Raw genomic sequence first — 20,974 nt, 5'->3', positions numbered from 1 at the left:
ATGAAAAATACTCTAAATTTCCTATTAATTTTTATTTTAATCACCTCATGCTCAGATAATGTAGAAAAAGAAAAATCTAAACAAAATGATGTAAATAAATCTTTTTTACAAAATGTAAAAACCGTTAAATCAGAATTAAAATCACAGGAAGAAGAATTAATTCTTACTGGTAAGGTAGAATACGATCCCGATAAGATTGTAAATTATATACCATTGATTAATGGTGTAGTAACCCAAACGTATTTTTCTTTAGGAGATCAAGTTAAACAAGGACAGGTATTAGCAAATGTGCGTAGCTTAGAAGTAAATTCATTACAAGCAGAAAAATTTTCTTTACAATCAGAATTGCAAGTAGCCCGGCGAGAATTAAAAAGTGCAGAATCTATGTATAAAGATAATATGTTGTCTGAGAGAGAGTTAGTAGAAGCTAGGGGAAAAGTAAGACAAGCAGAATCCGCTTTAGGTAGGGTTCATACAGATATGTCTGTAGTAAAAACTAATAAAAGAGGTGGGTTTTCAATAGTTTCTCCTATTACCGGATATATTATCAGTAAAAATATAACTTCAGGTAGTACAATTTCACAGGAATCCGAACCAGTTTTTACAATCGCAGATCTTAATGTAGTTTGGATTACAGCAAATGTATATGCTAGTAATTTACAATTTGTAAAAGAAGGAATGCCTGTAGAAATGAGCTCTTTGTCTTATCCGGGAGAAATATTTTACGGTACTATTCATTCCTTGTCTAAGGTATTTGATTCCGAAGAAAAAGTATTAAAAGCTAGAATTATTATGCCTAATCCGGAATTAAAATTTAAACCCGAAATGTCAATGACTATTAAACTTAAAAATAATATTGAGAATAAAAAAGTTTCTGTACCTATAAATGCTCTGATTTTCGATAACGATAAAAATTATGTGATAATAGAAGAAACTAAAAATAAATTTAAAATAAAAGAAGTAAAATTACAAGGGCACAATGAAGAAGTAGCCTATATACTTTCAGGTCTTAATGTAGGAGAGAACATAGTAATAAAAAATCAATTGCTTATATATTCCGGTTTAAAAAATAACTAAATCATGCACAAGTTTGTAGAAAAATGTATCGCATTCTCATTACGAAACCATATAATAATTATATTCCTTAGCGTATTATTATTTATTGGAGGAATTGCATGTTATATTAATACCCCCATAGAAGCCTATCCGGATGTTACCAACACAAGGGTAAGAATTATAACCCAATGGCCGGGAAGAAGTGCCGAAGAAATTGAAAAATTTGTGACCCTGCCTATTATGAGGGAAATGAATACTCTTCCCAAAAAAACGGATGTAAGATCAACCTCTCTTTTCGGATTGTCTGTAGTGACTGTTATTTTTGAAGATGGAGTAGAGGATTTCTTTGCTCAGCAATATGCCTCAAACCGTATGCAAGGTTTAGAATTACCGGAAGGAGCAGATTCATCTATAGAGCCACCTTCAGGAGCAACCGGAGAAATTTATCGGTATACAATAAAGAGTGATTTACCAATTCGAGAAGTAGCATCCATTAATGAATGGGTAGTAGAACGAGAACTCCTATCTGTTCCGGGTGTTGCTAGTATTGTCAGTTTTGGAGGAGAAGAAAAAATATATGAAATAAAAGTTAATCCCATTGAGTTAGCCAATTACGGATTATCTCCCTTAGAAGTTTATGAAGCAATTTCCAAAAGTAATATAAATGTAGGAGGCGATGTTATACAAAAAGGAAGTCAGGCATATGTAGTAAGAGGAGTAGGATTACTGGATAACATTCAAGATATAGAAAATATACTTATAGAAGTAAAAGGGAGTACCCCAATACGGGTAAAGCAGGTGGCTACTGTGATGACTTCTTCTAAACCTAGGTTAGGACAAGTCGGATTAGATGATAGGGATGATGTAGTACAAGGAATAGTAGTAATGTTAAGAGGTCAAAATCCCGGAGAAGTAATAAAAAATTTAAAAGTAAAAATAACTGAATTAAATGATCAAATTTTACCAAAAGATGTTAAAATAGAACCATTTTTAGATCGTACCACTTTAGTAAATTCAACAGTAAATACTGTAATTAAAAATCTGGTAGAAGGAATTATATTAGTTTCAATTGTAGTATTCATTTTCTTGTTTAATTGGAGAACAACCCTAATAGTTGCCACTGTAATTCCATTATCTTTTCTTTTTGCAATAATTATGCTTAGGATACAAGGGCTTCCAGCCAATTTAATTTCTATGGGAGCTCTTGATTTTGGATTGCTCTTAGAAGGAACCTTAGTAATTGTAGAAATTATTTTTGTTTCTATGGCAAAACGAACTAATCAGTTAGGAAACGAACGTTATGTTAAAGTAGCCAAAGGTGGACTTATAAAGAAGAGTTCTGGTGGAGTAGCTTCTCATATTTTCTTTGCACAAATTATTTTAGTTGTAGCGCTATTTCCTATATTTTCATTTCAAAAAGTAGAAGGAAAAATGTTTTCTCCCTTGGCGTTTACCTTAGGATATGCTTTGTTGGGTTCTTTACTACTATCTCTTACCTATGTTCCGGTAATGTGCAAAATATTGTTAACAAAACCAGTAAAAGAAAAAACAAACGTAATCAGCAGGTTTTTCACATCTAACCTATATAAAATCTATGAATTTTCCTCGCGTCATCGTAAAGGGGCAATTATAGCGTTTGTAATTTTATTAATAATATGTCTGATACGGTTTAGTTTTTGGGGAACAGAATTCATACCGAGTATGAATGAGGGAGCTATTTATATACGGGCAACTCTTCCAAATAGCATTAATCTGGATGAATCTGTGAAGATCACTCAGCAAATGAAAAAGAAACTAAGAAAATTTGATGAAGTGCAATTTGTATTATCTCAAACCGGAAGACCCAATGATGGTACTGATCCTACAGGTTTCTTTAACATAGAATTTCATGCACAACTTAAACCTGAAAAAGAATGGAAAAGGAAAATAAATAAAGACAAACTGATAGGCGAAATGAAAGACTCGCTGGATATTTATCCGGGAACTATTTTCGGTTTTAGTCAGCCTATTCAGGATAATGTAGAAGAATATGTTGCAGGAGTAAAAAGTTCTTTAGTAATAAAAATTTTTGGGAATGATCTTCAAAAATTGGAAAAACTGGCAGATCAGACAGCATCAATTATTCAGAAAGTTAACGGAGTGGAAGACGTAAATGTTTTTAGAAGCATAGGTTTGCCCGAATTACAAATACGTTTATCAGAGTCTCGAATGGCCCGTTATGCTGTTTCTATGGCAGATGCTCAGGCAGTTGTAGAAATGGCTATCGGAGGAAAAGCAGCTACCCACTTCTATGAAGGAGAAAGAGTTTTTGATGTAAGAGTACGATTCCAAAAAGAATTTAGGGATAATGAAGATAAAATTGGTGAAATATTAATACCTACTATGGATGGTAAGCATATACCATTAAAAGAAATTGCAGATATTAATTTTGTAACAGGGCCTACTTTTATTTATAGAGATGGAAGCAATCGATATATAGGTGTAGGATTTAGTATACGAAATAGGGATTTAGGATCTACAATAAAAGAAGCACAAGAAAAAGTAGATAAAGGTATAAAATTGGATCATGGCAATCGAATAGTATGGGCAGGAGAATTTGAAAGTCAGCAAAGAGCAACCCATCGTTTAATGATAATTGTTCCTTGTGCTTTATTACTGATTTTGTTTTTACTATATATGAACTTTAGGACTATTAAAGATACTTTAATTGCTTCGAGCGCTATGCCTTACGCATTTATAGGAGGTTTTATATCTTTATGGATAACAGGTACTACTTTTGGAATTTCAGCGGGTATAGGTTTTATAATATTATTTGGAATCACAGCTATAGATAGTATTCTGTTAATAGCTTTAATGAAGAAAAACTTACATTCTACAAACAATCTAAAATTAGCGATTGATAAAGCAGTAAAAAGTAGAGTACGGCCTGTGCTAATGATCGCATTAATGGGAGCTATGGGACTTTTACCGGCAGCTATGTCTAACGGAATGGGCTCTGAAGTACAAAAACCCTTAGCCATAATGATTGTTGGAGGGATAATAATATGTATGTTGTTGTCGTTTACTATCTTACCTCAAGTTTTTTACTTTGCTTATAGAAGAAATAAAAAAGTAAAGTCATAAAAATAGTATCTTTATAAGATCAAAAAACAAGCAATATGGAATTATTGTTAGTAGAAGATAATAAAAAAATAAGTGAATTCATGATTAAAGGTCTTGAAGAAAGCGGATTTTCAGTTACACTTGCAGAAAATGGAGTAGATGCCAGAAGTCAGATTAATGAACGTAATTGGAAAGTAATCTTGTTAGATATTATGTTGCCAGATATTGATGGTATAGAGATTTTACAATATATACGTTATAAAAAAATTAAGACTCCCATATTGGTAATTAGTGCTTTAGGAGATCCGGATGATAAAGTCAAAGCTTTAAACTATGGAGCCGATGATTATTTATCCAAACCTTTTCATTTTAAAGAATTAATTGCAAGGATTTATGCTTTAGACAGGAGGATGAATATGAATTATGAAAATTCTTCGGATATATTAATATGTGGAGATTTGAAATTATATGTAGATGAACACAAGATTATGAGAAAGGGAAGAGAAATCATATTAACGATTCAAGAATTTAAATTGCTAAAATTCCTAATGGAAAATAAAAATAAAGTAGTATCACGTACTCAGATATTAAATAGTGTTTGGGGAATAAACCACGATATAAATACCAATATAGTTGATGTGTATATTTCCTATTTGAGAAATAAAATAGATATAGATGGAGAAAATAAAATGATTGAAACCATTAAAGGAAGAGGTTATCGTATTAAATCATAAAAAAAATTAGTTTTATGAAAATACAAAACCGTTTAAGTTTAATCAGTTCCGCCTTGTGGGGTATTGTTTTCATTGTTGTTGCATTATTAATCTTTGGATTATATAAAACAAATATTGAAAATTCTGTTTACAGAAATCTTCAGAAGACTTCTCAAATCATTGGATACTATTTTTTTGAAAAAGATGAAGTAAGCCCCAAAGAATTTATAAAAATAAAAAAACAATACGAAAAAATAAATAATCCCTATTACGAAATCTATGACGAAAATAATTATCTAAAATATGGAAATACTCCAGATATACCTATTGAAACTATTGAAGAAATAAGAACCAAAAAAAAATTAACCTTTACTACTCAGGAATTTTTATGTTATGGAGTATACTATAAAGATAATCAGGGAAACTTTGTTATTATAACCAAAGAAAAAAAAGAAGATATTTATTATTACATCAATCCTCTCATATGGATTTTATTATCTGCCTTTATTTTAGGACTATTAGCAACCATATTTCTAAATAAATGGATTGCAAATATGGCATATCGTCCTATAAGAGAAGCAATAAGGCAGGTAAAAAAAATGTCACCCGGAGATAGTATGCATTTAAATGCAACATATACCGTTAAGGATGAAATATATGATCTTACCGAAACTTTTAATGAATTACTTAAGAAAATTTCAGATACATTTAAAATACAACAAAATTTCGTGAGTTATGTTTCCCATGAATTTAAAACCCCATTGGCAGCAATACAGGGAAATTTAGAAGTTTTTTCATTAAAAGATCGTTCCCCTGAAGAATATCGTGCATTGTCTCGGACACTTATAGATGAAATATATCAATTACAAGAAATTTTAAATATTCTTTTAGTAGTATCTGATTTACGTAAAAATACTGATATTTCAGAACAAATCAGAATTGATGAAATGATTCTGGATATTATAAAAAGAGTATCAGATAAGCATTTCGATTATAAGGAATGTATTAATTTTACAATAAATATATCTCCCGAAAATATTGGACTACTCCAAATAAATATTGATAAAACTCAAATATTTATTGCTTTATTTAATTTAATAGAAAATGCAGTTAAATTTTCACAAGGAAAAACCGTTCAAATTCATTTATACGAAATAAAAGGGAAAATACATGTAGTAATACAAGATAAGGGAATTGGAATACCTGAAAAACAAATAAAAGAAATAAGTCGTCCCTTTTATAGGGCAGATAATGCCGAAAAAGTTTCAGGAACAGGTATCGGCTTATCTATAGCACTCAGGATATTAGAAAAAAACTTTATAAAATATACTATAGAATCCAGCATAAATAAAGGAACTGTGATTACTTTAATCTTTATGAATAGTTAATAATAATCTTTTAAATATTTATTATTTTATATTAACTGTTATAATTATAATTTAAAATTTCTATTTGAATTTTTTTTATAAATGAGATAAATTGTTATCTTTAAAAATATAAAAATTATAATACGATGAAAAATTACTTTATAATATGCATAGTTATTCTTATGAATTGTGTAGGAATGGCTCAAGAAATTTGTGGTACGGAAGAAGTAAATCGTGAATTGATGAAAAAATATCCTGAGTTAGCTAAACAAACCCAGGAATTTAATGATGAGCTATCCCAAATGATTAAGAAAGGATATTTAAAAAAAATATATAAAGCAACTGACGAAATCTATGAAATTCCTGTTGTGGTACATGTTTTCCATGATGGCTCACCCATAGGGACAAAATACAACAAAACAGATCAAGAAATTCAGGCATGGATTGATAATACCAATAAAATTTATGAAGGAACAGCTCCAGGTTTTGATGGTCCCGATAATGGAGGCACCCGTGTTCCAGTTCGGTTAGTTTTAGCAAAAAGAGATATGAATTGTAATGCTACTTCAGGTATAGTAAGAATTGACGGCTCTCAATTACCTGAATATGTAAATTATGGATTGAAAAGAAGCGGTGATAATGGAATAAATGAAAGCCAGTTATTTAATTTAAGTAAATGGGATCCTCAATATTATTATAATATATATATAATAAATAAATTTGACGGTAATGATGCTTCTAATGGAGGTTTAGCAGGATATGCCTATTATCCCGGCGGAAACAAAGATGCAGCTATAATGGTTTCAAATATAGTTAAAAATAATAATACAATACTTTCACATGAATTTGGCCACGCAATAGGATTAAAACATACCTTTGGTACAGCATCCGGTAATGGTGGAGAATGTCCTGCTAGTACTGGCGATTGTACTGTAGATGATGATTCAGTTTGCGATACTGAGCCTTCACAAAGTTTATTGAAAACCTATCCGGTTCCTACAAATTCGGATATAAACCCTTGTACAGGGAAATTTTACGAAGGGGTTCAGTATAATATTATGAACTATGGATATAAACTTACACGTTTTACCAATGGACAAAGTGATCGTGCAGTTGCTCATTTGATAGAATATAGAGGAAATCTGTTGAAATCTAAAGGGGGAATAGCACCCGATCTTACTTCAAAACCAAACTTAGTTTCAGCTTGCACACCTTCTTCTATTATGTATCCAGGTAACAACCTAAATATGGGACCCGCTAAGGTAAATTTTGGCGAAATTGATTATACATCTAGAGGATATCTTTTTGATGGAAATCTTTTTTATGTAGATAACATAGCTAAATGTAATTTAAAAGGAACGCATACAGAGTTAAAGGTTGGAGTAGCTACACCTTTGAGTATATCAGTGGAAACTAATTCACAGAGAGTAAAGGCTTATATTGATTATAATAATGATGGGGTTTTTGATGAAACTAAGGAAATTGTTTTTAACATGCAAGTGGAAAAAAATACTACTGGCACTGTAAATGTAACGCCTCCGGATGGGGCTATATTGGATACACCATTACGGTTAAGAATAATTGCTGATTTATATACTGTAGAGGTCTCTCCGTGTTATAATCCTACATATGGGCAAGTAGAAGACTTTTCTGTAACCTTACGTTCTTCTGCATCCAACGAAAAACTATGGCAAGGAATTGACAGTGATTGGTTCAATGCTGCTAACTGGTCGCCTGGAGGAGTGCCGGATGGAACTCATAGTGTTAAAATACCAGAGACTCCTGTAATTCCGATTCTTAATGGAAATGCAGAAGTGGAAAGTATAGATTTTATTGGGGGAGAAATGAAAATAGATTTAAACGGACATTTAAAAATTTTAGGAAAAACTAATAAATAATTTAATAAAATAAAAATACCAGTGAGAATAGTAGTAATTCACTGGTATTTTATATATTTTTATTATTTTTTTTTTCTTTTAATTTGTTTTTCTCGCGAATCAAGATAAGTCATGAAATTGTTATTAAATGTATATAAACGAGCATTATCGATAACCTTTAAGGCTTTCTTATATTTTTTCTGATATTCTAAGAGAATAGATTTTTTATTTAAAAGTACAGCCTTATCAATTCCTTTAATTGTTAATGCAAAGTCTATAAGTCTTTTAGCCTCTTTATAATCTTCATTCCATAATAAACAATCTATATAATAAGGATATAAATTTAAAGACTGAATATTTACCGTAATGGCTTCTTCAAAATATTCCTTAGCAGTTTCATAATCATTTAGTATTTCAGAATATATTCTGGCTAATAAACATAAACAATCTTCATTTTTATCATAAGACAAGGCATATGTTAACGCCTCTATGGTCTCTCCCATATTAAAAGGATAGTTATCTAATGCCTGAAAATAGTATTTGTTTTGTGTTGCATTCATTATTTAATTTTTTTTATAATTTATAGTTATATCTTTTTCTAAATAATACCTATATCAGATTGTTCCTTTTCAAATCCAGGTTTTAATTCCTTTTTTTCTGAATTTGATTTGCTTTCAACCTGAATAAAATTCAGTTTAGATAAATATTTCAAATGCAGTTTTTACCGGAGTTTTCTTTTTAATTCTGAAATAGATCCATAGAGAAAACGAAATTTAAAGGGGAGGTATGATTCAAGTTGCTGTTTTTATTCACAGGGTTTATATTTTGCCTAATGAAACTTCATATACGGAACGTTTGAAATTTAAATATCTGATTCAGATATTTGTATATGTTTCTGCATTGTTACATAATGCAAACCATTAAAAATCTTTTATTTATGAAACTTAGGATAAGTATTTTTTCAATTATTTTTTTATCAAAGTTTTTCTGCATTACTTCTATAGCTGTGTTTATTATTTTTGTGTTAGGATATCTTTTCCTTTTAATTTTAATTTACCCATGATGATTAATTTTAAAATAGGATATTATGTTGTACTTTTTTTACGAATACATAACAGAGTATTGATATTAAAATATCAAGCTGAAAACTATATGGACTTAAATTTTAAACTTATTTAAAAAATTAAAAATAAAACCCGAAAGATTGGCTTCAAGTTTATTTTTAACATTTTGTTTTATATATTTTGATGAAATACTCGAAGCTAGGATTTTTCTACAATTGAAAAATAATTCATTTTTTGTATATATGATAGTGTATTAAACATTTTGCTTCGTTTTTTTTTGAATGGTTAAATGGTATTTTGAAATACAAGTTTTACAGTAAAATATTTAATATGCAAATTTATAATATTTTTAATTTGATAAAAATTAATTTAGTATTAATATTTATTAATAACTTTGTTATTTTTGTATATAAATAAATTCTAAATATAAATTAATATAAAGTTAAGGTGAGGAATAATACTGTATTTTTAGGTGTTCTATTATGGGGTCTTTTATCGTTTAATTTATCTGCACAAACTAAATTAATTTTTTATAAGAGTCATAGTGGTAAAGCTGTTAATTTCAGTTTAAAAGAAGAGGGTAATTTAGGAAGTTACATTGGACAGTTTTATAAATCAGAGAATGTTTCTGAAAATAATGAAAAAGATGGATTAACTACTGAAGATTTAAACCATAATAATGAGAAACAAAGTAATAATAGAAGTTCAAATGTCATAAAAATTAAAGAAGGTTTACTCTTTAATAAAAATTCAGATTTTAATAAATATAAAGAATTAAAAGGTACTAATGGTAAATTAGGTTTATTATTGATAATACTTAATGAAAATTCTGTTTATGATAAAAGAATAATAAATGAGTTAACAGATGCATTAATGAAAAATGATGTTGTAAGATATTATATTAGATCAACAGATGGTTTTATTTTTGAAACAAAAACTGAATACGAAATTTATGGAAAATTAAGAAATAAAAGGGAGAAAATGGGGATAAAAATATGTGAACTGAAAGAGGGGATAGATTCTTTAAAAATCAATCAGTTGACAGACCAAACTATGAGGCAAGGCAAAACAGTTTTTTTTATTAAAACTAAAGACGGAGCTGTTTTTGACCTGAGATCAACCTTTGAGAATTATAAAATATTAAGAGAAATAAAAGATAAGAATATAGATTTGAAATTGATTCCAGTTTCAAAAAATGATTCTATACTGAAGCTTGAGACAGATACAACATTTTTGCATAAAAAGGAGGAAAATGAATTATTTCCTTTTGTCACTAAAGGATCTAAACCTAATGATAAGACTCCATATTTAATTTTTATAATATCTGTTTCAATGATTATAATAGGCTATTTACTATGGAAAAAAGAAATGAAGAAAATAAATTATTAATTAAATTAGGTGTAAATGTTTTATTTATTTTTATAACGGGATATATTTTATTTTTTTCTTTACCAATTTATAGTTTTTATAACCCACAAAAAGTAATAGTTACTCTTATTCAACCTATAGTACGTTGGATAGGAATTCATTTTTTTGGTTTAGATACAAACTTTACAGGACTTATCATTTCAGATTCTCAAGGATTGCTTATTTTTTTGTTCCTATTATTAGTTATTTCTTTTTTTATAGGACTTTTATGGTTAAAATTTATACCATATCATATTGAGAAGGTTAAATATTGGATGAAAATAATAATTAGTTATTATTTGTCTTTTGTATTATTTATATATGGTGCAAATAAAATATTTAAATGTCAATTTTATGAACCAGAGCCCAATATTTTATTTACTCCTCTAGGATATCTGTCTAAAGATATTTTATATTGGAGTGCGTTAGGGAGTTCTTATTCTTACAATATAATTATCGGACTTGTACAAATTATTACGGCCTTTTTTTTATTTTTTAAGAAGTCTCGTATAATAGCAGCTACAGCAGCGGTTGTTTTATTTGTGAATATAGTTATAATTAATTTTACTTATGATATTTCTGTAAAGGTTTTTTCATCTTTCCTTCTTTTTATTAGTATAATTATAGCTTTTCCATTATTTAAATTTATATATCTATTTTTCTATAAAGAGCAAAGATCATTGCCTACTTATAAAGAATGGAGTCCTCAGAGAAAATCTAAAAAAAGTATTTTAATTTACGTTATTTTGAAAACTTTAGTAATAGGAGGTATTTTGTTTGAAACATTTTTTATTTATTTTAAAGAAAATGCATTTAATGGAGATAAAGTGCCTAAGTATTCTTTATTTGGTGCATATCAAGTTTTTTCTTCAAAAACTTCGATTAAAAGGTTTTTCTTTCATAGTGGAGGGTATTTTATTATTCAAGAAAATAATGAAAATATGAAAGATTATAAAATTATGGCTGTATATTCAGAAGCAATTAAACTAAAGGATTATAACGATCAAATTTATTATTTGAATTATAGAATGGTAAATGATACTATATATTTGCAAGGAATGATAAATTCAACTCCAATTTTTGTAAATGGAAAGAAAATAGATTTAAAAAAATTGCCCTTATTACAAAACCAGTTTCATTTAACAATAGATAATATTAAGGAATAATGTTTTTATTGAATAAAAAGGCTTTTTTAATGCAGTTTAATTTTTTTATTATCATGCCGGTTTAGGTTTTAGTTTAATAGGGAGAGAATATTACACGAATTTAACAATAGTATTAAAATTATGAATGAGAATCGTGACTTAATGAATTTTTTTTATTAATATAATTTAACATAGTATAAATGTTCTTTATGTTTATGTAGATATAAAACTTGAAAAAATTTTTTAAAAGTTAAATACACCGATTTTTAGCCATTTTACTCTAGTAAATTTTTTTGAAATTCTAGTAAATCTTTTTTTCTTAGAATAAGAATTTTAATTATAAAATCTGAATATTCATTAATAGAATTGAAGAGAGAGTTTAATGCATTATCATAATATTTTAATTCTTCTTTATAGAAGTATGTATATTCATTTGATAAATACTCATCCCATATTTTTTTTGTTTTTTCAGAGAGTATAGAATTATAATAGTTATCGTTGATAATGATAGTTAAATTTTTTTTGAATTCAATTTCAGCATGATATAATTCATTCAGCTTTTTTATAATTATATCCACTGAGTTTTCATACTGAATAAATTCAGTTTTTTTAATGAAATTATCTATATATTCCCTTTGGGCATTATATTGATTTTCTGATTTTTTAAATAAAGCATATATGTCAATAAACATTTGGTCTTTATTTCTCTTTTTTGCAAGTTGATAAAATCCTGAAAATATATTTTTATCGTTTTCTTCTATTTTTAAATTATAATCTTGTAATTTTTCTTCAAGTCTATTGATCAAATTTTTTACATCTTTAAGAGTGTATTTTACCCCATCATAATCAAATGATTTTATTTTGTAATTTTCATTTTCAATTTGTTTCAATAAATCTATATCACTTTCTAATGCTTGAGAAATATAAATATTTTCTACTTTTTCAGGTGTAAATAGATCTTTTATATTTCCTTCAAAAACAGTTTTATTATATTCTTCTTCAAATTTTATTGGGTTTTTAGAATTGTAATATCCATTGTATATAGGGTCAAAACTGTTTTTCTTAAAATCAGACATATAAGAGGAAATGAATTCTTCTAAAGAATATTCTGTTACTTTGCCTGAATATTGAACATTCGAAAAAACTATATCTGTAAGCTTACTTTGCAAATTTTCTATATTTGAAAATAATTTATTAGCAGGCAGTAAATTGTCAGGTTCTTTTATAATGTTTGTTTTTTCTAAAGCAGCTATACGATCTTCAATATTAGGGTGCGAGCTCCATTGAGAATCAAAATTCAATTTGGATTTATTGTATCTGTTCAGATGTTCAATAGTAACACAAGGAATATCTTCTTTTATTTCGATATTATTTTCTTTAGCTAAAAAATTCATAATGTACTTTTGCTCTTTAAATATATTTTTACTTTTTATACATTCATGAATTTTATTTGAATAAAAATCTATAACAGCTCTGTAAGAAGAGTCAGAAAGACTCAATCTTAATAAAGAAGTTTTTAAAGGAATATAGCCGGTAACATTTGCTGCAACTTCATCTGCATGAAATTCCATCTCACGTGATAATTTCAGATGATTTTTATTAACTAACGTATACATTTTTTGTAAAATCCATTGAATTCCATTTATGAATTTTATTACTATACTGGCGGCTAAATAAGTAACATTACTAAAACTTGCAAATTTTTGGATAAAGTTATTATAAGAAGTGTCTTCATAAATTGTATTATATATAATATGATTTACATTGTATACATAACTTCCTATTTTCATGCTTTTTTGAGAAAAATGACCAAATTCATGAGCTAATATTGCTTTTAATTCCGTTTGACTAACAGTATTTATTAACCCTAATCCTATTTGTAAGTTTTTTCTTACAGGTAAAAACATGCTCCAAAAAGTGGAATCGTAAAAAACAGAAGCGTTGACATCTTCTGATACATATATTTTTTTCGGAAATTTAGTTTTAACTTCTTTAACTATATCATTAATAAATAAAAATAAATCAGGTTCTTCCTCTTGGGTAATTTCTATAAGATTAGAATTATCAATAGTCTTTTTTTTGAAAAAGAATTTAACTAGGAAAATAAAAATTAATATACCTATTCCAATTACAGCTATTCCCAACAATAATGTTTTTAAATGGAAACTAATGGTCATAATGCTATAACCAATATAGCCACAAAATAAAGTTAAAATAACAGATAAGGTTAATAATGAGATATATACAATTATAAATAAAAGGATAGATAATATAGCCCCAATAGTATTTTTTTTAAATTCAGGAGATATAGTTACTTTGCTATTCATGATCAATAGTAATTAGTGATTGCAAAAATAAAAATATTATATAAAATAAAATGAGAACCTGATATTTGTTAGTGAATTTTTCGAATTATTATTTATAGTTGGTATATATAAAGCATTAACAAAAAGAAGACTTTTTTATTTAAAAAGTCTTCTTTTTGTTATATTTATTTTTATAAAAATTAAATCTACACTTAAGTTATCTTTTTTATACAAAGTTTCATTATAAATCCCACTCCGCTGAATATACCCACAGCAAATATAATATCTCCAATAGATCTTAACCATTTTAAAAAAATTATTTCAGGTTTTTGCATTAGTTCTATCGAACGAGCGTACCACATTCCTTTATCAATACTTTCAAAAGCTTGCCATATTCCGATAGGAAGTAAGCTAAATACTCCCATAACTAAAAGACCTATATTTAGCCCCCAAAAACATATTTTTAATAATTTATCATTCCATTTCATCTTTCTGTACATACTTCGTAGAACAAAGAATATAAAACCTATTCCTAACATCCCATATACACCAAATAAAGCTGTATGAGCATGCAAAGCAGTAGTATTTAATCCTTGAACGTAATATAATGCTATGGGCGGATTTATTAAAAAACCGAAAATTCCGGCACCTAGGAAATTCCAAAAAGATACAGATACCATAAAATATATCGGCCATTTATAATCTTTCATCCACGGTGTAGCTTTAGAGGCTTTATAATTTTCAAAAGCTTCAAAACCAATCAAAGTTAATGGGACTACTTCTAAAGCACTAAAACATGCCCCTAAAGCCATTATAACCGGAGTAGACCCGGCAAAATATAAATGGTGGAATGTGCCTATAATTCCCCCCGAAAGAAAAATAATTGTAGAAAATAGTACATTAACAGTGGCTGTTTTTTCTTTTAATAATCCTAATCTAACAAAGATAAAAGCAATAACTACGGTGGCAAAAACTTCAAAAAAACCTTCTACCCATAAATGAACAACCCACCATCTCCAATATTCAGATATACTAAGATGTGTGTGTTGTCCCCACATTAATCCGGCAGCATAAAATAAGGCTATAGATATGCAAGAAATTAAAAATAAAAGTAAGAGACTTTTTTTTTGTGGTTTTTCTTTTATTACAGGAAGTATAGGGCGTATCATTAATATTAACCAAAGCAGTAATCCAATAAATAAAAATAATTGCCAGAATCTTCCCAAATCTACATATTCAAATCCTTGATGTCCGAACCAGAAATTTATCTCTGGATTTAGTTTTTGCATTATAGCCATCCATTGCCCTGCCATTGAACCTAAAACAATAATTAATAATGCAAAAAAAAGAAAATCTACTCCAAAACTTTGAAATTTTGGGTCTTTTCCAGATAATGCAGGAGCCATATATAAACCTGTAGCCAGCCAGGCTGTCGCTATCCAAAAAATAGCCAATTGGGTATGCCAGGTCCGGGTTACAGAATAAGGAAGTATCTTGCTTATAGGAATTCCATATAGACCTTTGCCTTCTACTCCATAGTGTGCAGTAACGATACCTAATAGCACCTGAAGCGTCATAAGTAGCCCAACTATAATTAGATATTTTTTTATTCGTTTCATAGATGGGGTTATTTTTTCGTTAATCAGGGGATTCTGTGTCGGAGTAATAAACTCTTCATCTTTAGATTGTGCATGATAGTAAGCTAAAATACCGATAAATAAAATAAGTAATATAATGCTTACACCAGACCATATAAGGAGATCGGGAGTAGCTTTATTTCCTACTAATTCGTCTGATGGCCAATTATGTGTATATGAAATATTAGTTCCTGGTCTTTCGGTAACCGTAGCCCAGGTAGCCCACCAAAAGAAAGCATTCATTTTTTTCATTCTTTTCGGATCTTTGATAGTATTTTCCGTAAGGGCATAGTACTCTCTAAGTTGAGTAAACTTTGGGTTATTCATAAATAACCCTTGATAATAATTACATAAATATTTTATAGCTTTTAGTCTGTTTTCAGAAATCGTAATGGATTTAGTTTTCTTATCATAAGTATTAGTTCGCAAATCATTTTGAAGTTTAATTTTTAATAAAGCTTGTTTTTCCTTATTTAGTTTTTCGTAAGAAGTAAAATAAAACTTTTCAGAATATTCGTTAAGTATAAATATTGCTTCTTTATGCAACCAATCAGCTGTCCAGTCAGGAGCTAAGTAAGCACCATGTCCCCATATAGATCCTATTTCTTGCCCACCTATGCTTTGCCAAATGTTTTGGCCTTCTATAATATCTTGTTTAGTAAAAATTACTTCTCCTTTCTGGGATACTACTTTTTCGGGAATAGGAGGAGATTGCTGGTAAATCTGTATTCCATAATATCCAAGAGTTGAAAATGAAGCAAGTAGAACAAATGCTAATAAAAACCATAGTTTTTTTTCTTTTTTCATGATAAGCAATTTAATAAAGGATATTTTTATCTTCTATTATTTTGCAGCGAAAATAGTAATTTTTCAATAAAGGACAAAAATATCTTTTATTATTTTTTTAAAGCTGTTATCTATAGATTTTTCTTGTATAATTTAAAAATATACACCATAAAAGATATTGTTATAATTTGATTTGTTTTTGCTTGAAATAAAAAAGTTTAAGGTTTACCTTAAACTCTTTTTGAATTTGTATATTTATTTATGATGTTTATTAAATTGCAGATAAATATTCAGTATTACAGTATCCCTCTATTCCATCAGTAGAACGTATAAGATACCAGTCTTCATTATATTTGCTAAGGAAAGTTACTGTAGATTGATGAGCTGCCTTACCTAAAATGGGTTGGTCAGTTCCTGGTCCTTTTCTAATATTTAAATTAGAACTGTGAGTAGTTACTTTATATTGGGAAGAAGGAGCATTAGGAGATACGTTTATATTTAGTATTAAATCGCCAGATCTGAAATCAGGGTCAATTTTGTTGTAAATATTCCATAATTGATCTTTAGCTTTTCCATCAGGAACTTCTCCATTAATATAAAGAACATTATTTTGTTCTCTAACAGAAAGATTATGAGAGCCTAAATTTTTTGCTGCATTAATTAGTTCAGCATATTTATCTTGTAAAGCCATAATTGTTTTTATTTTAATGTTAATTTTTGTTCAATTTTTTTAGGTTGTAAGGCATTAATGGCTTGCATTAATTTAGGTAGATCGGCTCTGTTTAGTTGACCATTTAGGGTAACTACTCCATCTTTTACATTCGCCAAAACTCCTGTATAATCCTTTATAACAGCGTTAACTTTTGTTGTTAATTCATTATCCATTGGGAATTCTACAGGTTTAACAGTAGTTTGATCTATAATTGATTTTATTCCGGGTATAGCTTTCAATGAGTTTTCGGTAGATTGTTTGGCTAAATCATCACTAAATTCTCCAGATATCGTTACAATTCCTTTTTTTACATCAATGCTAATCCCTGTAGGGAGTTTTGCTTGAGCCTGAGTTTTTAATTCAGAATCTTTAGGGCCTGATTTGCATGATGATAATGATAAATTTAAAAAACTTGCTATAGCTAAAACCCAACATAATCGTCTTAATTGTTTCATATTGTATTTTTTTAATATTTTTAATTTAAAATCAAAAATTATTCCATTTTAACATTAAAAACTATATTATTATATTGATATAATTACATGTTGTATTTTGGTCATATATAAATAATATATATATAATTAAAAATTGAAGAAATTATTAAAAGCAAGAGTTGTTTTAAGCTTTTGTTTTTAGAGTTTATTTTCGTTAAAAATTAAATAATCTCTATATCTTTTGGTATTTATTCCTACATTACCATGTTGTTATGCTATTTGATTCAGAAAATAATACTAAATCAAAAGGCCTGGTTTTCTAAGTGAAATTTTCGAGAAGTTGAGAATCTTTGCTTTTTTTAACTAAATATTATATTGATAAGTACAGAGCCATTTATTGTAAATTCCAAACAACCTTTGGAATTTACAATATTTTCTTTTTCCCTAAAGGAGATGATTTCCTTTCCATTGATTTTTATGAAAAAATTGACTTTCTGTTTTTAAGATTTTCCAGTTTAGTTATTCAGAAGGAAGATTATAATCTATTTTGGTTAGATATCCCAGATGACTGAAAAGATAAGCCTTTCCGAATATTCTTCAGAAAATATGGAAAGGTCTTTTAAGCAAAATAATTATTTAGTTTATCAAGTAAAAATCTAAGATAAATATTATTATGAAGTGTGTTATAAGTTCAAATAAATACGATTGAGCGTTTACTATAGTAGAAAAACTTAAAATATAATTTTCAGGAAGTACTTTAATTATGTAATAAAATTCCCCAATACAGAGAATTTCGTTCTCCTTTTAGCCTAAGATTATAACACTATTCCATTCAACAGTAATGATAGTCCATTTTTTAAAGAATTTTGCATAATGAAAATTTGCTTTAAAAATAATTTTATTTTTGTATATGACAGGATGTTGCTCTTATAGTAATAAAAAAAATAGAAAATTTATATAGGAAAATATTGAAGTTTCATAGGTTATAAAGATTCATACATTTTCTTTTTTATTTCATCCAGACAAAGATTGTTTATACTTCCTTCATGGGTATGAGTAGTTTTTTTTGGAGATTGAAAAGTTCCTTTTTCTACCTGTTCCCCGATTATTCTATAAGCATCACGGAACGGAATCCCTTGTGATACTAGCTCATTTAACGCATCAACCGTAAATAAGTAATTGTATTTTGGGTCTTCTAAAATGTTGTCATTAATTTTTATGTCTTTTAATGAATAATGTGTCATATCAAGGCAGGCTTTCATGGTTTGAATCGCAGGAATGAGTCCTTCTTTCAATAATTGTAAATCGCGATGATAGCCGCTTGGAAGATTATTGGTAATCAGAGTTAATTCATAGGGTAAAGCCTGAATTTTATTGCATTTTCCTCGTATTAATTCAAATACATCCGGATTTTTTTTGTGAGGCATAATACTAGATCCGGTAGTAAGGTGGGAAGGAAGAGAAACAAAATTAAAATTCTGACTCATATATAATGTAACATCCATTGCCAGTTTAGATAAAGTTCCGGCTAAACTGCAAAGGGCAAAGGCGGTACTCTTCTCAGATTTTCCACGACTCATTTGTGCCGCAACCGAATTATATTTTAAGGTTTTAAATCCAAGTTCATTAGTAGTATAAGTACGATCTATAGGGAAGGAACTACCATATCCGGCAGCAGAACCTAAAGGATTTTGATCTACTATTATTAAAGCTGCGTTTACTAAAATTATATCGTCAATCATACTTTCTGCATAGGCAGAAAACCACAAACCAAAAGAAGAAGGCATTGCAATCTGAAAATGTGTATATCCTGGCATTAAAATATTTTTATATTTTTCAGCCAATTCCATTAATAGATCGAATAGCTGCCGGATTTGATTTTTGATCTGGTTTAACTCTTCTTTCAGGAACAAATTCATATCTACCAAAATCTGATCATTTCGTGAACGAGCTGTATGTATTTTTTTTCCCGCATTACCTACCTTTTCTGTAAGTAAAAACTCTATTTTGGAATGCACATCTTCAAAATCGTTTTCGATCTGAAAATCTCCTTTTTCTATATCTATTAAAATTTCATTTAGAGCTTGTAATAAGTCAGTTTTTTCATTAACGGAAATTAAACCTACTTTTTGAAGCATTTTAGCTTGTGCTATAGAACCCAGTACATCATATTTAGCCAATACAGTATCAAGTTCTCTGTCATTCCCTACAGTAAAAAAATCTACTTGTTTATCTGTTGGAATACCTTTTTCCCAAAGTTTCATTTTTGTAATATATAAATGTTAGGATTGTATGACGGTTTTATTTAATATTTGGATATAAAGAGGAATAGCTTCTTCAATTTCATTTCGGTAAATATATTCATCTGCAGTATGAGATCTCAGCGAATTACCTGGACCCATTTTTAAAGATTGACAATATAAAACAGATTGATCTGAAAGGGTAGGAGAGCCATAGGTTTCTCGTCCTAATTCTATTCCGGCTAAAACTAAAGGATGATCTATAGGAATAGAGGAAGATTTCTGTCTTAGGGAGCGTGGTGTAATGATTATTTTATCAGAAGATAAATTATCCTGAATAATAGAATATACTTCCTCATTGGTATAACAGTCATTGACTCTAATGTCTACGACTATTCTACATTCATTTGGAACTAAATTATGTTGTTTTCCTGCTTCAATCTGTGATACAGTCATTTTCATAGGTCCTAAAACATCAGATATCTTCTCAAAAGAGAAATTTTTAAACCAGTTAATCACCTGTAAAGAGTTATATATTGGATTGTCTGTGTTATTATGAGCTGCATGGCTCGCAGTTCCTTTTACAAGGATATCTAATACCAGTAAGCCTTTTTCAGCAATAGCCAGCTGCATAAGGGTAGGTTCTCCTATTATAGCACAATCTAAGTGAGGTAAGTGCGAAACCACACTGTTTAAACCGTTTTTTCCACTATTTTCTTCTTCAGCTGAAGCAACCATAATTAAATTATATTTTAAATCTTTCCTGGAATAAAAATAAGTGAAAACAGCCAAAAGAGATACTAAACACCCTCCCGCATCATTAGATCCCAAACCATAGATTTTCCCATCTTTTTCTATAGCTTCGAAAGGATTGTGGGTATATCCTTTATTGGGGAAAACAGTATCTTGGTGAGAGTTTAAAAGCAAGTTGGGTTTAGATTCATCAAAAAATTGATTGTATGCCCATATATTGTTATTTTCCCTTTTAAAAGGTATATTATGGTGGGTAAACCAGGATTCTATTATTAAGGCTGTATGAGACTCTTCTCCTGAAAAAGAAGGAGTCTCAATTAATTTTTTTAATAAATCAATAGACTCTAAAGTGAGTTTTTGTATTATTTCCATAAG

At 28.5% G+C, this 20,974-nt stretch carries 14 protein-coding genes; 7 read left to right on the top strand and 7 right to left on the bottom strand.

Going from position 1 to position 20,974, the window contains the following annotated elements; translation table 11 throughout:
- The 5 genes from C4S76_RS00615 to C4S76_RS00595 all read left to right on the top strand — a co-directional run bounded on the left by C4S76_RS00615 (window position 1) and on the right by C4S76_RS00595 (window position 8,136).
- On the top strand, window positions 1-1,077 hold the full coding sequence (locus C4S76_RS00615; RefSeq protein WP_105191632.1) for an efflux RND transporter periplasmic adaptor subunit: 1,077 nt from the start codon (window positions 1-3) through the stop codon (window positions 1,075-1,077).
- A 3-nt stretch (window positions 1,078-1,080) separates the two neighbouring features.
- Complete coding sequence (locus C4S76_RS00610; protein ID WP_105191630.1) at window positions 1,081-4,179, top strand: efflux RND transporter permease subunit; 3,099 nt, start codon at window positions 1,081-1,083, stop codon at window positions 4,177-4,179.
- A gap of 35 nt (window positions 4,180-4,214) precedes the next feature.
- Complete coding sequence (locus C4S76_RS00605) at window positions 4,215-4,892, top strand: response regulator transcription factor (RefSeq protein WP_105191628.1); 678 nt, start codon at window positions 4,215-4,217, stop codon at window positions 4,890-4,892.
- 14 nt (window positions 4,893-4,906) lie between these two features.
- Window positions 4,907-6,259: a sensor histidine kinase gene (locus C4S76_RS00600; RefSeq protein ID WP_105191626.1), complete on the top strand. Its 1,353-nt coding sequence runs from the start codon at window positions 4,907-4,909 to the stop codon at window positions 6,257-6,259.
- A gap of 125 nt (window positions 6,260-6,384) precedes the next feature.
- Window positions 6,385-8,136 (top strand): M43 family zinc metalloprotease, encoded by a 1,752-nt coding sequence (locus tag C4S76_RS00595; protein ID WP_105191624.1) that lies wholly within the window; start codon window positions 6,385-6,387, stop codon window positions 8,134-8,136.
- 62 nt (window positions 8,137-8,198) lie between these two features.
- On the opposite strand, the gene C4S76_RS00590 is transcribed toward C4S76_RS00595, so the two are convergent.
- Entirely contained in the window at window positions 8,199-8,675 is a 477-nt protein-coding gene (locus tag C4S76_RS00590) for a tetratricopeptide repeat protein (RefSeq protein ID WP_105191622.1), read from the bottom strand.
- Window positions 8,676-9,626: 951 nt separating this feature from the next.
- Between C4S76_RS00590 and C4S76_RS00585 the strand changes: the two genes are divergently transcribed.
- Both C4S76_RS00585 and C4S76_RS00580 read left to right on the top strand, forming a co-directional pair.
- The gene (locus C4S76_RS00585; RefSeq protein ID WP_105191620.1) at window positions 9,627-10,568 is read left to right on the top strand and encodes a hypothetical protein; all 942 of its coding nucleotides are present in this window, start codon (window positions 9,627-9,629) and stop codon (window positions 10,566-10,568) included.
- Entirely contained in the window at window positions 10,535-11,752 is a 1,218-nt protein-coding gene (locus C4S76_RS00580) for a hypothetical protein (RefSeq protein ID WP_105191618.1), read from the top strand. Before C4S76_RS00585 ends, C4S76_RS00580 begins: the two co-directional genes overlap by 34 nt.
- 254 nt (window positions 11,753-12,006) lie before the next feature.
- On the opposite strand, the gene C4S76_RS00575 is transcribed toward C4S76_RS00580, so the two are convergent.
- From C4S76_RS00575 to C4S76_RS00545, 6 genes are all read right to left on the bottom strand, one after another.
- Window positions 12,007-14,058, bottom strand: a complete 2,052-nt coding sequence (locus C4S76_RS00575) for a M48 family metallopeptidase (RefSeq protein WP_105191616.1) — start codon at window positions 14,056-14,058, stop codon at window positions 12,007-12,009.
- Between the two features lie 191 nt (window positions 14,059-14,249).
- Window positions 14,250-16,481 carry a nitric-oxide reductase large subunit gene (locus C4S76_RS00570; RefSeq protein WP_181044006.1) on the bottom strand — a complete coding sequence of 744 codons (2,232 nt, stop codon included), beginning with the start codon at window positions 16,479-16,481 and terminating at the stop codon, window positions 14,250-14,252.
- 250 nt (window positions 16,482-16,731) lie between these two features.
- On the bottom strand, window positions 16,732-17,151 hold the full coding sequence (locus tag C4S76_RS00565) for an SH3 domain-containing protein (protein WP_105191614.1): 420 nt from the start codon (window positions 17,149-17,151) through the stop codon (window positions 16,732-16,734).
- Between the two features lie 8 nt (window positions 17,152-17,159).
- Window positions 17,160-17,627, bottom strand: coding sequence for a BON domain-containing protein (locus tag C4S76_RS00560; protein WP_105191612.1), 468 nt, complete (start codon window positions 17,625-17,627; stop codon window positions 17,160-17,162).
- Between the two features lie 962 nt (window positions 17,628-18,589).
- Entirely contained in the window at window positions 18,590-19,870 is a 1,281-nt protein-coding gene (argH, locus tag C4S76_RS00550) for an argininosuccinate lyase (protein ID WP_105191608.1), read from the bottom strand.
- Window positions 19,871-19,888: 18 nt separating this feature from the next.
- Window positions 19,889-20,971, bottom strand: a complete 1,083-nt coding sequence (locus tag C4S76_RS00545; protein ID WP_105191606.1) for a M20 family metallo-hydrolase — start codon at window positions 20,969-20,971, stop codon at window positions 19,889-19,891.
- Window positions 20,972-20,974: the final 3 nt, after the last annotated feature.

It is taken from the genome of Apibacter adventoris, assembly GCF_002964965.1.
Taxonomy (GTDB): Bacteria; Bacteroidota; Bacteroidia; order Flavobacteriales; family Weeksellaceae; genus Apibacter; species Apibacter adventoris.
Note: the sequence above shows the minus strand (reverse complement) of the source record. Positions and strands in the feature narration are given on the sequence as shown.

What these genes read in the sequence shown, in the direction of transcription:
- C4S76_RS00595 (WP_105191624.1), top strand. Translation starts at nt 6,385, where the DNA reads ATGAAAAATTACTTTATAATATGCATAGTTATTCTTATGAATTGTGTA.
- C4S76_RS00615 (WP_105191632.1), top strand. Translation starts at nt 1, where the DNA reads ATGAAAAATACTCTAAATTTCCTATTAATTTTTATTTTAATCACCTCA.
- C4S76_RS00565 (WP_105191614.1), bottom strand. Translation starts at nt 17,151, where the DNA reads ATGGCTTTACAAGATAAATATGCTGAACTAATTAATGCAGCAAAAAAT.
- C4S76_RS00575 (WP_105191616.1), bottom strand. Translation starts at nt 14,058, where the DNA reads ATGAATAGCAAAGTAACTATATCTCCTGAATTTAAAAAAAATACTATT.
- C4S76_RS00605 (WP_105191628.1), top strand. Translation starts at nt 4,215, where the DNA reads ATGGAATTATTGTTAGTAGAAGATAATAAAAAAATAAGTGAATTCATG.
- C4S76_RS00580 (WP_105191618.1), top strand. Translation starts at nt 10,535, where the DNA reads ATGGAAAAAAGAAATGAAGAAAATAAATTATTAATTAAATTAGGTGTA.
- argH (WP_105191608.1), bottom strand. Translation starts at nt 19,870, where the DNA reads ATGAAACTTTGGGAAAAAGGTATTCCAACAGATAAACAAGTAGATTTT.
- C4S76_RS00610 (WP_105191630.1), top strand. Translation starts at nt 1,081, where the DNA reads ATGCACAAGTTTGTAGAAAAATGTATCGCATTCTCATTACGAAACCAT.
- C4S76_RS00560 (WP_105191612.1), bottom strand. Translation starts at nt 17,627, where the DNA reads ATGAAACAATTAAGACGATTATGTTGGGTTTTAGCTATAGCAAGTTTT.
- C4S76_RS00545 (WP_105191606.1), bottom strand. Translation starts at nt 20,971, where the DNA reads ATGGAAATAATACAAAAACTCACTTTAGAGTCTATTGATTTATTAAAA.
- C4S76_RS00570 (WP_181044006.1), bottom strand. Translation starts at nt 16,481, where the DNA reads ATGAAAAAAGAAAAAAAACTATGGTTTTTATTAGCATTTGTTCTACTT.
- C4S76_RS00600 (WP_105191626.1), top strand. Translation starts at nt 4,907, where the DNA reads ATGAAAATACAAAACCGTTTAAGTTTAATCAGTTCCGCCTTGTGGGGT.
- C4S76_RS00590 (WP_105191622.1), bottom strand. Translation starts at nt 8,675, where the DNA reads ATGAATGCAACACAAAACAAATACTATTTTCAGGCATTAGATAACTAT.